Source organism: Thermodesulfobium acidiphilum (genome assembly GCF_003057965.1).
GTDB classification, from domain to species: Bacteria; Thermodesulfobiota; Thermodesulfobiia; order Thermodesulfobiales; family Thermodesulfobiaceae; genus Thermodesulfobium; species Thermodesulfobium acidiphilum.
The window spans coordinates 485,153-498,877 of the sequence record NZ_CP020921.1 but is presented as its reverse complement, the minus strand read 5'-3'; the positions used below and the strand labels follow the sequence as shown (position 1 = coordinate 498,877).

Here is a 13,725-nt window from a genome sequence, read left to right as displayed (position 1 = left end):
AAACTTAAACTATATCCATATATTTTGTAGAACAACTTTGAACTTCGTTTAACCCCTGATCTTCAGCTTCAAGATAAGTAGCATAAAGATCCAGATCCCATTCTTCCCTATTTTCTCTTGAGTACAAAATTGATTTTGCAACATCTTCCCAAACTTCGTTCCCATCAGGTTTTAAGCCATATGCCCTCAAACAATCAAAAACATTAAAGTCCTTCTTCTTTTTCTCACCATCATCATAAACAATAAATCTTGGCAATTTAAGACCTTCTTTATCTACTATAATCCAGAACCTTTCAACCGATTGAAGTTCCTTCTCAATCTCTTTCCTAATTCTACATTTTAAACCCTCTATTGATATTTTTACAACCTCTTCTTCTATATTCTTAAGCTCTTCACCGCTAAATTCACTTATACTAAACAATGCTTTGTCATCGTATTTTTTTAAAATTTCGAAAAATTCTTCCCATGAAATAAATATATCATAAAAACTATCAATCCAGGAATAAATTGGCATTTTTTGAATTTTTTCTTCAACGACTTTTTTTAAATTTTTCTTAATAATATCAATCTTTTCCAAAATTATTTGTCCTCAATATAAAATAGATATTTTAAAATTATGAACATCAAAATATGCTCTCAGCCTTTCTTTCAACATAATCAAAAATATAGTTCCAATCGCTCTGCTCAAGAAAAATATCAGACGATTTAAGATTTTCTATAACCTGTTCTGCCCTTCTTGCTCCTACAAGCAAACATGAAACTCCTGGCATCATTCTAGTCCAGGCCAGAATAAGTTGTGCTGTTGTAATATTATACTTCTCTTTTAGCCTATTGAACTCAGCCAAAATATTCAAAATTTTTCCCCTAATTTGAGGGCTAAATCTTGATTCGAAAGATCTGTTGTCGTCTTTGGGAAATACCCTATCAAGAGTTACTTTACCGCTCAATAAACCCTTTTCAAGAGGAGAGTAGGCTATAAAAGAAATATTATTCTTTACACAATAGGGTATATTTTCAAACCTTGCTTCCATATCCAGCATACTAAATTTCTCTTGATCAGATTGAATTTTTGCATACTTCATAAACTCTTCAATTTCTAAAGTTCCAGCATTACATATTCCAATTTCTCTAATCTTCCCCTCTTCTTTAGCCTTTAAAAGAGTCCCCATTACCTCTTCAGCAGGAGTAATTCTATCAAGCCAGTGGATCTGGTAAAGATCTATATAATCAGTATTTAATCTTCTAAGGCTTTGGTTTAATTCGTTTTCTATGGATTCTTTACCTAGATATCTATAAACAGGCTTATCGTTCTCCTGAAAAAAAAACGTGCCTTTTTCTGTATCCCAAACTAAACCACACTTTGTAGCTAAAACAACTTTGTCTCTCTTACCCTTTATTGCCTCTCCAACAATCTCTTCAGACAGTCCTAAACCATAAGCAGGAGCAGTATCAATAAAATTGCCTCCATTATCTATAAAAGCCTTGATTGTTTCAATTGACCTTTCTACATCAGTACCACCCCAGGACCAACCACCTATAGCCCAGGTACCTAATCCTATTGTAGAAATCATAATATTAGAAGTCCCTAACTTCCTATATTCCATTAACTACACCTCAACTTTAAAGTTTCATATTAGTTTAACATTTTTTTATAATAAAAAAAAAGGTCGGACTTAAGTCCGACCAGAATATTATTTAAATAATATTTATTACTTTACTTCGACCTTACCGCCAGCAGCTTCAATCTTTGCTTTGATTTCAGCTGCCTCTTCCTTTTTCACCTTCTCTTTAATTGGTTTTGGAACGTTGTCAACTAAATCCTTTGCCTCCTTCAAACCAAGTGAAGTAATCTCACGCACAACCTTCAAAACATCAATCTTTTTTGCACCCACATCAGTTAGAATTACGTCGAATTCTGTTTGTTCTTCAACCTCTTCCTGAGGTGCTGCAGCAACCCCAGCACCAGCGGCTGCAACTGCAACGGGTGCCGCGGCTGTAACACCAAACTTTTCTTCAAAAGCCTTAATAAGTTCTGAAAGTTCAAGAACAGTCATTTGAGATATAGCTTCTAATATTTCTTCTTTACTCAAAGCCATTTTATCCTCCTAAATGTTTAAAATTTTTTAAAAACTGTCTTTACAAAATTAATTTATATTTTTTTAAAAATCAAGAAGCCTCCTTTTTATCCTTAAGGGCCTGCATAGCATATATAAAGTCTCTTGGAACAGCACCAAGTACTCCTGCAAACCTTGACAAAGGACTCTGTAAAAGATATAACACCTTTGATAAAAGCACTTCTTTTGGTGGAATATCAGCAAGAGCTTCAATTTCTATAGCGCTAAGCGTTTTATTCTCTATAAATCCACCTTTAATCGTTCCCTTTTCAAATTCTTTAAGAGAAGCCTTCAAGACTTTTGCGGCAGCGCTAATATCGCCCTGGACAAAAAGAACTGCGGTTGGCCCAAACAATAAATCTTCTACTAAAGACTTTTTATTAATCTGATCAAGTGCTATACCAAGCAAGGTATTCTTTACTATCCTGAGTTTTGAAGAAGTTTCTCTTATTCTATCCCTCAATTCAACGCTCTCTTTTACATTCATCCCTTTTAAATCCAGTAAAAAAACAGCAGAGGAATTTTTAAGATCTTCTAAAATTTTACTTACAGTATTTTCTTTATTTTTTCTTATTTGACTTACCATATATTTCACCTCCCTTCAATGAAGATAAAAATTTATCCTTAAAATTATGAATATACCCAGGCAAAGGCAATACCTGGGTATTATCTTCCTTTGCCTCCGCAGGATTTATGATTATCTCACCTGCTTCTTTGGCCAATATTCAGTTTAAACTTGTTATTTATTAAAGGTTTACTTTCTTTACAGACTCAGCTGCCTTAGTTGGGTCTATCTTTATTCCAGGACCCATTGTTGAAGAAATAGTAATACTCTTCAAATAAGTTCCCTTTGCAGCAGACGGCTTTGATCTCAAAATTGTATCCATTACGGCAGCAAAATTTGCAACCAGGTCTTCTTTTGAAAAAGAAACTTTACCTATTGGAACGTGCAAAATGCCACTTTTATCGGTTCTTAGCTCTACCTTGCCAGCTTTGAATTCCTTTACAGCTCTTGCTATATCAAAAGTTACTGTACCAGTTTTTGGATTTGGCATCAAACCCTTTGGGCCAAGAATTCTACCTAATTTACCAAGCGCGCCCATCATATCTGGAGTTGCAATAATTACATCAAAATCAAACCAACTTTCCTGTTGAATTTTTTGTAAAACATCTTCAGCTCCAACATAATCAGCTCCAGCTTCTTTAGCTTCGTTAGCTTTCTCCCCTTTTGCAACAACCAGAACTCTAACCTTTTTTCCTGTTCCAGCTGGCAAAGATACCGTTGTTCTAATTTGTTGGTCTGCATGCTTTACATCCAGACCAGTTCTCACAGAAACCTCAACAGTCTCATCAAATTTTGCCCTAGGAGAATTTTGTACAATTTCAACAGCTTGAGCTGGATCATACTTCTGATTTCTATCAAAAAGACTTAGTGCCTGAATATATCTCTTACTTCTTTTATGCATCCTTACCCTCCTAGCCTTCAATTACTTCTACGCCCATGCTGCGCGCAGTACCCTCTAACATCCTAACTGCACCTTCAACACTGTTTGCGTTCATATCTTTTAACTTTTTTTGGGCTATTTCTTCAAGTTTAGATCTTGTTATTTTTCCGACTTTCTTTTTATTGGGTTCACTACTACCTTTTTCTAATTTTAGCGCTTCTCTAATCAGGACCGAGGCGGGGGGAGTCTTGAGAACAAAATCAAAACTTCTGTCCTCATATACTGTAATTTCTACAGGAATTATAGTCCCTTCTTGAGATGAAGTTTGAGCATTATAAGCTTTACAAAACTCCATTATATTGACGCCGTATTGACCCAATGCGGGACCTACCGGTGGTGCTGGATTAGCCTTACCTGCAGGCAACGCCAACTTTACAATTCCAACAATCTTTTTCTTTTTCTTCTTAGGAGCAGCCATTTATTATAACCTCCATCAATTAATCAAAATTAAACCTTTTCTATTTGAGTCAAAGCTATCTCAGCAGGAGTATCTCGACCAAAAAGATTTATAACAAGTCTTACCGTTCCTTTCTCAGGAAATATCTCATCAATTACTCCCGTTTGTTCAGCAAATGGCCCAGCAGTAACTCTCACTACCTGACCCTTTTCAAATTCTACTCTTATCACAGGTTTATCTGACTTTACATACATCATAATCTTTTCAACTTCTTCTGGGCTTAGCGGCAAAGGCTTTTTTTTGCTACTGATAAAACCAGTTACTCCTGGAGTAGTTCTAACAAGATTCCATGTAGCATCATCAAGATCCATCTCCACCAAAACATAGCCAGGAAAAACTTTTTTTGAGCTTTCTTTCTTCTGATGGCCTATCATTTTAACTTCTTTCTCTACAGGTATTAAAACTCTTGTTATTTTGTCTTCAAGACCTTCCCTTTGTGCTCTAACCAATATTGCCTCTTCAACTCTTTTTTCATAATTAGAAAGAGTTGTAATAACGTACCATTTTAAATTAGGATTAGCTTTTGTCATAAGGAAGTCCAATGACCAAATGTTGAAATCAAGAAGTTAAAAATAGCAGTAAAAATAGCATCAATTGCCCCTACAAAAGCAGCAACAATTAGACTAAACGCCAGAACAACTCCAGTAGCAGAAATTACTGTTTTTCTATCAGGCCAACTTACTTTCCTGGCTTCAACTTTAACTTCAGAGTAAAATGAAACAATCTTTTCCTTTATATTACTAAAAGATAACAAAGTACACCTCCACGAGGTATTAAGAAATTAAACAAGCTTTATGCTCCCACAACTAGCGATGTGGTCACGCAAAAATGGCAGGCCAGGCAGGACTTGAACCTGCAGCCCCCGGTTTTGGAGACCGGTGCTCTGCCATTGAGCTACTGGCCTAAAACAAAAGCATTATAATACTATTTTGTTTCTTTGTGAACAGTTACTTTATTACATCTTGGACAATATTTCTTTAATTGCAAACGATCTGGATCGTTGATTCTATTTTTCTGAGTATGATAATTTCTTTCCTTACACTCCTGACATGCTAAAGTTACCCTTATTCTTTTTTCCTTTGCTCCGGCCTTAGCCATATCAAAACCTCCATATATATTTCATAGACGGTTAATTTTATAACATTAATAAAAAACTGTCAAATTTTATTTGTTAAAAACACATCTTATACCCTCAAAATTCCTGCACTTGCTACAAGATATACACGAAACTTTTTCCTGGCCATTTTTAAGTCTTATAACCAGATCAGGTTCTCTGATAAATGGTCTACTAAGAGAAATAAAATCAGAAAAACCCTTTCCAATAATTTCATTCATCAAAGAGAGGGATCTGATACCTCCTACCACGCTTAGTGGAGTATTAATATTTTTTCTAACAATTTTTGCTCTTTTCAAAAAATACCCTTCATCTTCAATTTTTAAAATATTTAACCTATCAATTGGATTATCCTTTGAACCAACGACACCACCACTTATTTCAATTAAGTCTACGCCGTGCTCCTCAAGAAGCACTGACACGCCAACAAGTTCTTCTGTTTCTATATTACCTTCTTTAGTCCCGCCTGTGGAATTTAATTTTACAAAAATTGGATAATCCTTACCAACAGCATTTCTAATAGAGTCAATCACCTTAAGAGCAATTTTTGACCTATTTGCTATACTTTTGCCAAATTCATCCTCTCTTTTGTTTGAATCGGAAAAGAGCGTCCTACACAAAAAATATCCATGAGCCAGATGAACACAAACTGCGTCAGCTCCAGAAAGCCTTACCCTTACAGCTGCTTTTGTAAAAATCTCAACCAAAATATTAATATCTTCTTTAGTTATAGTATTGTGATCAATTGGTTCTAAATTATTCGTAAAATCTTTATTCGTCTGGAGGCCTGCATGAGAAATTTGAATTGCAAAAAGTGAGTTGTTTTCGTGTATTACGTCAGCCAATTTTTTATATCCTTCAATAAATCTATCGTCATCTATCCTATTTTGCTTTAACCCAGCTCTTCCACGTGGGAACTCGACACAAGAATGGCCAGAGACAATTAGTCCAACTTCTCCCCTTGCAAGTTCTCTGAACATATTCAATTGTCTTTCTGATATTGAACCGTCTTCATTACCTAACCAATCGTGTGTAGCAGATCTTATAAAACGGTTTTTAAAATTCAAATTTTTAATACTAAATGGAGAAAAAACATCCATTTGATCACCCCCTAATATATAATTTTAGTTATTATATTACTTTTTTAAAATAAAAAAAGCCTGCACTAATGCAGGCTTTCGAAGGCTCAAACTGAGCCCTAATTAAAATCCTCAGCCACCACTAAAACAGCCACCTGAGTCAGATCCATCATCAGAACTACTTGTATTAGCCCAGTGATTAACCCTATAAACCTTTCTAACGTTCTCTGAATTGCAGTTTGGACATACTACTTTTTTACCATCAGCAGATGATGGTAAATATATGTCGAAGTCCGCACCACAATCCTTACAAAAATACTCAAATATTGGCATTTAAACACCCCTAACTATTTATATATTTATTACTAATTATATACTCAAAGTTTAATTTTTTCAACATTTCCTCGCCATATAAATACTCTACGAATTGAAAAGCAGATCGTCCCGTAAAACTCCCACCCATTTGAATCCATTCAAGAGCTTTTTGGTTCAAAATATCCTCCTCAATTTCTAAACCTCTAAGATTTGCATAATTTCTAACAATTTTTAGATACTGCTCCTTACTAAAGGGAGAGAAAGAAAGCCTAATGCCAAACCTTTCTACCAGAGAAATAGTCTCTCTATAGGAGTCGTTTGCAAATTTTTCATCTGTATCTTCTTCTTTTGTCAAATGTCTTCTATTTGACGTAGCATAAACCAGTATGTTAGAAGGTCTCTCTTCAATATCGCCATCTAGTAACGCTTTTAAAACCATCCAGGAGTCCTCACCTATTGAAAATGACAGATCATCAAAAAAAAGTATAAATCTATAGTCCTCATCTCTTAACAAACCATAAAGATTTGACAAATCACTTATTTGTGATTTATAAATTTGGATAATTCTCAATCCTTCAGAAAAAAATCTGCCAAGCATAGCTTTAACTAAACTTGATTTGCCAGTTCCTCTCTCTCCCCAAAGCAAAACATCACTAGCAGGCAATCTTTTTACGAATTTGAAAGTATTTTTTAACAGAGTTTCAATTTGATCATCAATACCTAAAAACTTGCTTAAGTCATAATAACTTACATTACGTATGGGCATCAATTTCTCATCCTTAAATCTAAATGCAGCTATTTCCTTTAAATCTTCTTTAAACGACATAAAAAACCTCCTCTTTTAGTAAGACCCAATTATCTATTGTATCTTTTACAATTTAAAAATTTTTTTATTTCAAAGCATATAACCTATAATATTAAGTATTAAATTAAAGTTATGATTTAAACTTTTAAAAATATTATAAACTATAAAATAATATCCTTTGGAGGAAGTATGGAAAATTTAATCAAAGCGATGCTAAAACCTTCTTTTTATCCACACGAAGCAGATGTAAAACTTATTGAAACTCATATATCCTGCGTTTTTTTGACCGGAAAGTATGTTTATAAAATAAAAAAACCAGTTAATTTTGGTTTTTTAGATTTTTCTACTCTTGAAAATAGAAAAATTTTTTGTGAACAAGAAATCATATTAAATTCAAGAATAAGCCCAAATTTGTATTTAGGGGTTTTACCCATTAGTCTAATAAATAACTTTTATATTCTAAATTCACCTGAAAACATAGTTGAATACTGTATTAAGATGGTAGAATTACCTCAAGATTCTCTAATGTCAAATTTACTAATGAAAGATAGAGTATCTATGGAAGATATCAAAAGAATCGCCGAAAAAGTTACATATTTTCATTCAATAGCCAATAAGGTTAAAGATCCTCAATTTGTAGAATCCATTAGATATAATCTGGAAGAAAACTTTAGACAAACCGAAAATATTGTAAACTGGTTAATTTCAAAACACAATTACAATTTAATAAAAGATAATTCGCTTTATTTCTTTGATTCTCACAAATCTGATTTTTTAAAAAGAATGGAAAACGATTTATTTGTCGACGGACACGGAGATTTACACTCGAAAAATATTTCTATCATGCCAGATGACATATATATATTTGATTGTATTGAGTTTAATGAAAGATTTAGAATTCAGGACGTGGCTTCTGAAATTTCATTTCTCTCAATGGATCTAGACTTTAACAACAAAAACGATCTCTCATTGGCATATATAAATTCTTATCAAGAACTAAGTAACAAAAATATAGCACCCTATCTAAACTTTTTTAAATCCTATCTTGCTTACGTAAGAGGAAAGGTTTTATCGTTCTCTTTTTTAAACGAGCAGAAAAACAAAGAACTTGAAAGAACAATTAGAAGATATTTCAGACTTTCTGCAAAATATTTTGATAGCGCGCTGCCAACAATATTTGTTATCTGCGGCCTCTCTGGTACAGGGAAAAGTGCGCTCGCTAAAAGATTGAGTGCCAGAATAAATATTAAAAGGCTTTCTTCGGATGAAATAAGAAAAGAACTAGCAGGAATTCCAAAACACGAAAGCGCAAAAGCTAATTATAATCAAGGAATATATTCACCAGAATTTACCGAGAAAGTCTATAACAAAATATTTGATCTAACTAATGCAGAAATCAGGTCAAATAATTCTGTGATTATTGATGCTACCTTTAATTCAGACGTATATCGAAAGATGATCTTAAATTTACAGGAGAATTTAGGAGTCGATATGATCTTAATTGAAAGAGATGCCGATTTTGAAGTAATTAAAGAGAGATTAAATAAAAGAGCTCTAAAGAGGAATACATCAAGCGATGCCGATTTAGCAATTTACAAAAGGCAACTATCAGAATATAAGCCATGGAATATATCTAAAGGTATTACATATGAAAAAATAGGCAACGTAAAGGATTTAGATATTCTTTGTGAGGAATTAGCAAAAGAATATCTTTTCCTTGATGTTTTTGAAAAAAATATATAAATCAAAAAATCAAAGAGTTTTACTCTTTGCAAGCAACTACCAAATATTAAATTAATTAAATTAATCTTCCGAATAATCTTCCTCCCACGTCATTGTGGTATGCGTATAGGTATCCTCATCCTTTACGCCTCGTTGAACTTCTGTAATATGTGCATGTCTAACTCGAAATGCCTGCAAAATAAACTCAACCGCTTTTTCGGGTTGTGCTTTCTCACCGCATGTATACACATCCAGTGCAGCATAACCATTTTCAGGCCATGTGTGTACTGAAATGTGCGATTCAGAAACTACTACAACACCACTAGTCCCGGACGGAAAGAACTTATAAAAGTGAACAGCTTTTACGTCCATGTTCGCAACCTTAGCAGCTGCCAAAAAAATTTCTCTTGCTCTTACTGGATCCCCTATAATAGCAGGGTCACATCCAGAAGCCTCAACAATGTAATGCATTCCTATTGCTTCCAAAGCTTTTACCTCCTAAAACGAATCACAAAAAGTGATTATATCACATTATAAAAAAAATAGTTTAATCCATATTATTACAAATAAATTTATAAGTTAAATAAGAAATTAAAGTGCCAAAAGCCATAGGCACAAAAACTGCGCTCGAAATAATATTCGAATTATTAAGCTCTTTTTTTGGAATCTCTTTAGAGAAGACAACGTTAATTCCCGAAACAATTCCAAAACTTTTAAGTTTTTTCCTAAGAATTCTAGCAATAGAACAATTAGATGTCTTTGAAAGATCTGCATAGGTTACCATTGTAGGATCTACTCTATTTCCAGCTCCTGCACTAACTATAATATTAATTTTTTTATAAAAACGTTTGATCAGTAATACCTTTGCTTCCAGATCGTCTATAGCATCAATAATTACATCTGGTTCGAATTTTTCAATCTCATAAATAGCATCTTGAACTCTACTTTCTGAAACAACAACATCACAGTCACTTATTAACTTCAACCTCTTTATTGCTTCTTCAACTTTCAGTTTGCCAATGTTGTCAAAATTCGACAAAATTTGCCTATTTAGATTGGTTATTTCAAACCTATCATCATCAACTAGAAAGAAACCTCCGATTCCCAATCTTGCAAGAGATTCCAAGGCAAATCCCCCAACCCCTCCAAGACCACAGATTGCAATTCTTGATTTTTTTATCTTCCTAACACAATCTTCACCCAAGAGTAGTGAAGTTCTATGAAATCTTAATTAAATCACGCCCTCTGCACTAAATTCATTTAGATGGCAGATTAGATTTATCGACAGTAGTTTAAATTCTTCATCATATTCAAGAACGTTTATGCCAGCATTTGCAAGCTTGAATTTCCAAAAGAAGTCATAAGGAAGAGAAAATATGTCCATCAAAATGACCCTTATCACTACATCATGTGTAACAAAAGCAATATCCTTTTCTCTATATTTATTTACCCATTCCTTAAAAGCGCTAGTAGCTCTCAAAGACACATCATGCAAGCCTTCACCTTCAGGCATTTTTGCCTCGTAAGGCTTTACCTTCCAAAAATTATAAATCTCCTTAAATTCTTCCTTTACTTCAGCTACAACTTTTCCTTCCCATAAGCCATGTGATATCTCTAAAAATCTATCATCATAAAAAACTTGCAATTTTTTTGGATAAAATTTGACAATAGAATTTGCTGTTTCTTTTGTCCTGCTTAACGGAGAGGAAACTATTATATCTAAGGGCAAATTAGAAAAATACATTCCAAGCTTTTTTACTTGCTCTAAACCAATTTCAGAAAGAGGTATGTCTTTTACCCCCTGATACCTGCTTTCCTTATTCCATTTAGTTTCGCCATGTCTAATTAAATATATTCTCATGAAAGGAAAATTGACCTAAGCTCTTCAATATCCCCTCCGCTTATTAATTCACTAAGCACATCATCATTAACCTCAGAATCAACGCTTAAAATCATTACAGCCAGGCCACTGGTCAAATTTCTTCCAAGTTGCATTCCTGCAATATTAATGTTGTTCCTTCCTAAAATTGTCCCAAATCGCCCTATTATACCAGGCTTATCTCTATGTCTGGAAACCAAAAGATAGCCCTCTGGGAAGGCATCAACTCGATAGGAATCTATTTCTATTATTCTTGGTTTTTGATCAGATAGTATTGTTCCAGAAACTGATCTAACGCCAGAATCAGTTAAAACTCTAACTGTTATCAAACTCTTAAAGTCAACATCCTCTGACTCTTTTATCTCTGTATACTTGATACCAAGTTCATTTGCAAGCGACAGTGCGTTAACAAAACTAACATGATTACCCTTTATTTTTATCAAGTACCCTTTAAGTACGCTAATTGATACTGAATTGACATTTTTCTTAGCAATATCTCCATAATATACAATCTCAATCTTATTTACTCTATCAGAAACCAGATCTTTAATAAATTTTCCCAGTCTTTCAGCTAAATCAATCCATGGCAATAAATCATCAGACACTCCTCTAAAAGCAGGCAAATTAACCGCACCATGAGGAATCCTGCCATCGAAAAAAGCAATAATCTGATCCACTACATCAAGTATAACATTTATCTGAGCTTCTTTGGTAGCAGCTCCAATATGTGGAGTCAAAACAGTATTTTCTATAGAAATATATGGATTATCAGCCAAAATAGGCTCGGTCTCAAAAACATCAGAAGCAGCTCCAGCTAAATGACCTGACTTAAGAGCATCTGCAACAGCATCTTCATCAACAACTCCACCCCTAGCAGCATTAATAATATAAGATCCCTTTTTCATCAGGTTAATTCTTTCTTTATTAACTAGATGATATGTGTCTTTTGTTTTTGGGACATGAAGAGTTACAATATCAGCTTCTTTAAAAACCTCATCAAGGGACATAAGTATAATGCCCATTTCCTTTGCCCTATCAAGAGTTATATAAGGATCATATCCAATTACTTTCATTCCGAATGCCTTTGCATACTTTACAACATTACTTCCAACCTTTCCTAGACCAATAATTCCTATTGTTTTCCTATAAAGTTCATGACCTGTAAACTTGTTCCTCTTCCATTCGAGATTCCTAACAGACCTATCTGCCTGAGGAATATTTCTGAGGAGGGAAATTATCAAACCAAAAGTATGTTCGGCAGCCGAAATAATGTTTCCTTCAGGAGAGTTAATTACAACTATCCCATATTTCGTGGCAGCCTCCACGTTTATATTATCAACTCCAACGCCAGCCCTGCCAATTATTTTAAGATTTCTGGCTTTAGAAAGAATCTTTTCAGTAATTCTCGTTGAAGATCTTATAATAATAGCATTATAGTCTACTATAGTGTCGGCAAGTTCATCTTCCGAAAGTCCAGTTTTAATGTCTACCTGAAAACCTGCAGACTCCAACCTTCTTATACCAAGTTGAGAAACCTCGTCAGCTACCAATATCTTTTCATTCATTTACATTCTCTCCTCAAAAACTTTCTGTGCTGCCTTAACTGATACACCTTTTTCAAACTTATATCCCAGTTTATCAAGAGTTAGTTCAAGAGCTGCAAAGGTTGAAAATATTTCTGTAGCTCCTATAAAACCTAAATGGCCAATCCTAAATATTTTACCTTTAAACTGCGATTGACCGCCTGCAAGAACTATTCCAAAATCTTTTCTCATTGTATTTATAATATCTTGAGGATTGATTCCTTCAGGAGCAAAAACGCCCGTAACCACAGGACTTGCACAGCTGTCATCCGACACCAGTTTCAAACCAAGAGCCTTTACAGCACTTCTTACAGAATCCCTTAAAACAATATGTCTCTTCTGGAAGTTTTCGAGACCTTCTTCAAAAATCATCTTTATAGATTCTTCAAGTGAAAAGTAAAGCGAAATAGGTGCTGTAAAGGGAGGTTGCCCCTTTTTATATGATTCATGATATTTTCTGACATCAAAATAAAATCTTGGCAAGTTAGAATTATTTGCTCTATTAAGAGCCTCTTTAGATACTCCAAGAATACTAATTCCAGGAGGACAACCAAAAGCCTTTTGAGAAGCTGCAGCTACTACATCCACCTTCCACTTATCCATCTCAAAAGGCGCTGCAACCATGCCACTAATTGAATCAACCACAAACAGAGCTCCATGTTCCTTTATGATCGGTGAAAGTTTTTCAAGATCGTTTAGTATAGCTGTAGAAGTTTCGTTATGCTGAACCAAAACTCCCTTATATGTACCCTTTGGATATTTTGATAAATAATCCTTTACCTTTTCTGGGTCTGCATATTGACCCCAAACGAATTCCAAAGCATCTACATTTAAGCCGTATGCGCTTGCAATCTGGACAAAACGTTGACCGAAGTTACCGTTGACCAAAACTAAAACCCTATCATCTTTGTTAAAAAAGTTCGAAACGCACGCTTCCATAGCTCCAGTTCCAACTGAAGCAAAGATATAAACTTCGCCTTCATTAGTTTTAAAGATCTTTTTCAAACCATCAACGCAATATTCGTGAATTTTCTGAAAGACCGGCCCTCTGTGATTTATCATTGGCCTTGAGTTTACTCTTAAAATTCGAGGTGGAACAGTAATTGGTCCAGGAATCATTAACATATGATTGTCATTTAAGAAACGGTCCAT

General features: G+C 34.2%; 18 protein-coding genes and 1 tRNA gene. 1 reads left to right on the top strand and 18 read right to left on the bottom strand.

The window, feature by feature from the left end; genetic code table 11:
* Positions 1-4: 4 nt before the first annotated feature.
* From TDSAC_RS02620 to TDSAC_RS02560, 13 genes are all read right to left on the bottom strand, one after another.
* Positions 5-577 carry a hypothetical protein gene (locus TDSAC_RS02620; protein ID WP_108308738.1) on the bottom strand — a complete coding sequence of 191 codons (573 nt, stop codon included), beginning with the start codon at positions 575-577 and terminating at the stop codon, positions 5-7.
* 46 nt (positions 578-623) lie between these two features.
* Positions 624-1,604 (bottom strand): aldo/keto reductase, encoded by a 981-nt coding sequence (locus tag TDSAC_RS02615; RefSeq protein ID WP_108308737.1) that lies wholly within the window; start codon positions 1,602-1,604, stop codon positions 624-626.
* Positions 1,605-1,709: 105 nt separating this feature from the next.
* Positions 1,710-2,096: a 50S ribosomal protein L7/L12 gene (gene rplL / locus TDSAC_RS02610; protein ID WP_321165941.1), complete on the bottom strand. Its 387-nt coding sequence runs from the start codon at positions 2,094-2,096 to the stop codon at positions 1,710-1,712.
* A 70-nt stretch (positions 2,097-2,166) separates the two neighbouring features.
* The gene (rplJ, locus tag TDSAC_RS02605; protein ID WP_108308736.1) at positions 2,167-2,700 is read right to left on the bottom strand and encodes a 50S ribosomal protein L10; all 534 of its coding nucleotides are present in this window, start codon (positions 2,698-2,700) and stop codon (positions 2,167-2,169) included.
* A gap of 160 nt (positions 2,701-2,860) precedes the next feature.
* Positions 2,861-3,580 (bottom strand): 50S ribosomal protein L1, encoded by a 720-nt coding sequence (gene rplA / locus TDSAC_RS02600; protein ID WP_108308735.1) that lies wholly within the window; start codon positions 3,578-3,580, stop codon positions 2,861-2,863.
* 10 nt (positions 3,581-3,590) lie between these two features.
* Complete coding sequence (gene rplK / locus TDSAC_RS02595) at positions 3,591-4,037, bottom strand: 50S ribosomal protein L11 (protein ID WP_108308734.1); 447 nt, start codon at positions 4,035-4,037, stop codon at positions 3,591-3,593.
* 29 nt (positions 4,038-4,066) lie between these two features.
* Positions 4,067-4,606 (bottom strand): transcription termination/antitermination protein NusG, encoded by a 540-nt coding sequence (nusG, locus tag TDSAC_RS02590; RefSeq protein ID WP_108308733.1) that lies wholly within the window; start codon positions 4,604-4,606, stop codon positions 4,067-4,069.
* Positions 4,603-4,830, bottom strand: coding sequence for a preprotein translocase subunit SecE (secE, locus tag TDSAC_RS02585; protein WP_108308732.1), 228 nt, complete (start codon positions 4,828-4,830; stop codon positions 4,603-4,605). Before secE ends, nusG begins: the two co-directional genes overlap by 4 nt.
* A gap of 75 nt (positions 4,831-4,905) precedes the next feature.
* Positions 4,906-4,980: transfer RNA gene (locus TDSAC_RS02580), tRNA-Trp, on the bottom strand.
* 20 nt (positions 4,981-5,000) lie between these two features.
* Positions 5,001-5,174: a 50S ribosomal protein L33 gene (gene rpmG, locus TDSAC_RS02575; RefSeq protein ID WP_108308731.1), complete on the bottom strand. Its 174-nt coding sequence runs from the start codon at positions 5,172-5,174 to the stop codon at positions 5,001-5,003.
* A gap of 66 nt (positions 5,175-5,240) precedes the next feature.
* Positions 5,241-6,290: an NADH:flavin oxidoreductase gene (locus TDSAC_RS02570; RefSeq protein WP_108308730.1), complete on the bottom strand. Its 1,050-nt coding sequence runs from the start codon at positions 6,288-6,290 to the stop codon at positions 5,241-5,243.
* 111 nt (positions 6,291-6,401) lie between these two features.
* A complete protein-coding gene (locus TDSAC_RS02565) occupies positions 6,402-6,602 on the bottom strand; it encodes an FmdB family zinc ribbon protein (protein WP_108308729.1) in 201 nt (66 codons plus the stop codon).
* A gap of 10 nt (positions 6,603-6,612) precedes the next feature.
* A complete protein-coding gene (locus TDSAC_RS02560) occupies positions 6,613-7,410 on the bottom strand; it encodes an ATP-binding protein (protein WP_108308728.1) in 798 nt (265 codons plus the stop codon).
* Between the two features lie 168 nt (positions 7,411-7,578).
* On the opposite strand from TDSAC_RS02560, the gene TDSAC_RS02555 reads away from it, so the two are divergent.
* A complete protein-coding gene (locus TDSAC_RS02555; RefSeq protein ID WP_108308727.1) occupies positions 7,579-9,132 on the top strand; it encodes a bifunctional aminoglycoside phosphotransferase/ATP-binding protein in 1,554 nt (517 codons plus the stop codon).
* 60 nt (positions 9,133-9,192) lie between these two features.
* Here the strand turns inward: TDSAC_RS02555 and speD are convergent, their stop codons facing one another.
* The 5 genes from speD to TDSAC_RS02530 all read right to left on the bottom strand — a co-directional run bounded on the left by speD (position 9,193) and on the right by TDSAC_RS02530 (position 13,725).
* Positions 9,193-9,597, bottom strand: a complete 405-nt coding sequence (speD, locus tag TDSAC_RS02550; RefSeq protein WP_013755907.1) for an adenosylmethionine decarboxylase — start codon at positions 9,595-9,597, stop codon at positions 9,193-9,195.
* Positions 9,598-9,658: 61 nt separating this feature from the next.
* On the bottom strand, positions 9,659-10,315 hold the full coding sequence (locus tag TDSAC_RS02545; protein WP_108308726.1) for a tRNA threonylcarbamoyladenosine dehydratase: 657 nt from the start codon (positions 10,313-10,315) through the stop codon (positions 9,659-9,661).
* Between the two features lie 27 nt (positions 10,316-10,342).
* A complete protein-coding gene (locus tag TDSAC_RS02540; protein WP_108308725.1) occupies positions 10,343-10,972 on the bottom strand; it encodes a histidine phosphatase family protein in 630 nt (209 codons plus the stop codon).
* Positions 10,969-12,555, bottom strand: coding sequence for a phosphoglycerate dehydrogenase (serA, locus tag TDSAC_RS02535; protein ID WP_108308724.1), 1,587 nt, complete (start codon positions 12,553-12,555; stop codon positions 10,969-10,971). The genes TDSAC_RS02540 and serA overlap by 4 nt, the downstream gene beginning before the upstream one ends.
* Entirely contained in the window at positions 12,556-13,725 is a 1,170-nt protein-coding gene (locus TDSAC_RS02530) for a pyridoxal-phosphate-dependent aminotransferase family protein (RefSeq protein WP_108308723.1), read from the bottom strand.

Bases quoted from the DNA above. Each gene is read 5' to 3' on its own strand.
- TDSAC_RS02615 (WP_108308737.1), bottom strand. From the start codon at position 1,604: ATGGAATATAGGAAGTTAGGGACTTCTAATATTATGATTTCTACAATA.
- rplL (WP_321165941.1), bottom strand. From the start codon at position 2,096: ATGGCTTTGAGTAAAGAAGAAATATTAGAAGCTATATCTCAAATGACT.
- rplJ (WP_108308736.1), bottom strand. From the start codon at position 2,700: ATGGTAAGTCAAATAAGAAAAAATAAAGAAAATACTGTAAGTAAAATT.
- rplA (WP_108308735.1), bottom strand. From the start codon at position 3,580: ATGCATAAAAGAAGTAAGAGATATATTCAGGCACTAAGTCTTTTTGAT.
- rplK (WP_108308734.1), bottom strand. From the start codon at position 4,037: ATGGCTGCTCCTAAGAAGAAAAAGAAAAAGATTGTTGGAATTGTAAAG.
- nusG (WP_108308733.1), bottom strand. From the start codon at position 4,606: ATGACAAAAGCTAATCCTAATTTAAAATGGTACGTTATTACAACTCTT.
- rpmG (WP_108308731.1), bottom strand. From the start codon at position 5,174: ATGGCTAAGGCCGGAGCAAAGGAAAAAAGAATAAGGGTAACTTTAGCA.
- TDSAC_RS02570 (WP_108308730.1), bottom strand. From the start codon at position 6,290: ATGGATGTTTTTTCTCCATTTAGTATTAAAAATTTGAATTTTAAAAAC.
- TDSAC_RS02565 (WP_108308729.1), bottom strand. From the start codon at position 6,602: ATGCCAATATTTGAGTATTTTTGTAAGGATTGTGGTGCGGACTTCGAC.
- TDSAC_RS02560 (WP_108308728.1), bottom strand. From the start codon at position 7,410: ATGTCGTTTAAAGAAGATTTAAAGGAAATAGCTGCATTTAGATTTAAG.
- TDSAC_RS02555 (WP_108308727.1), top strand. From the start codon at position 7,579: ATGGAAAATTTAATCAAAGCGATGCTAAAACCTTCTTTTTATCCACAC.
- TDSAC_RS02540 (WP_108308725.1), bottom strand. From the start codon at position 10,972: ATGAGAATATATTTAATTAGACATGGCGAAACTAAATGGAATAAGGAA.
- serA (WP_108308724.1), bottom strand. From the start codon at position 12,555: ATGAATGAAAAGATATTGGTAGCTGACGAGGTTTCTCAACTTGGTATA.
- TDSAC_RS02530 (WP_108308723.1), bottom strand. From the start codon at position 13,725: ATGGACCGTTTCTTAAATGACAATCATATGTTAATGATTCCTGGACCA.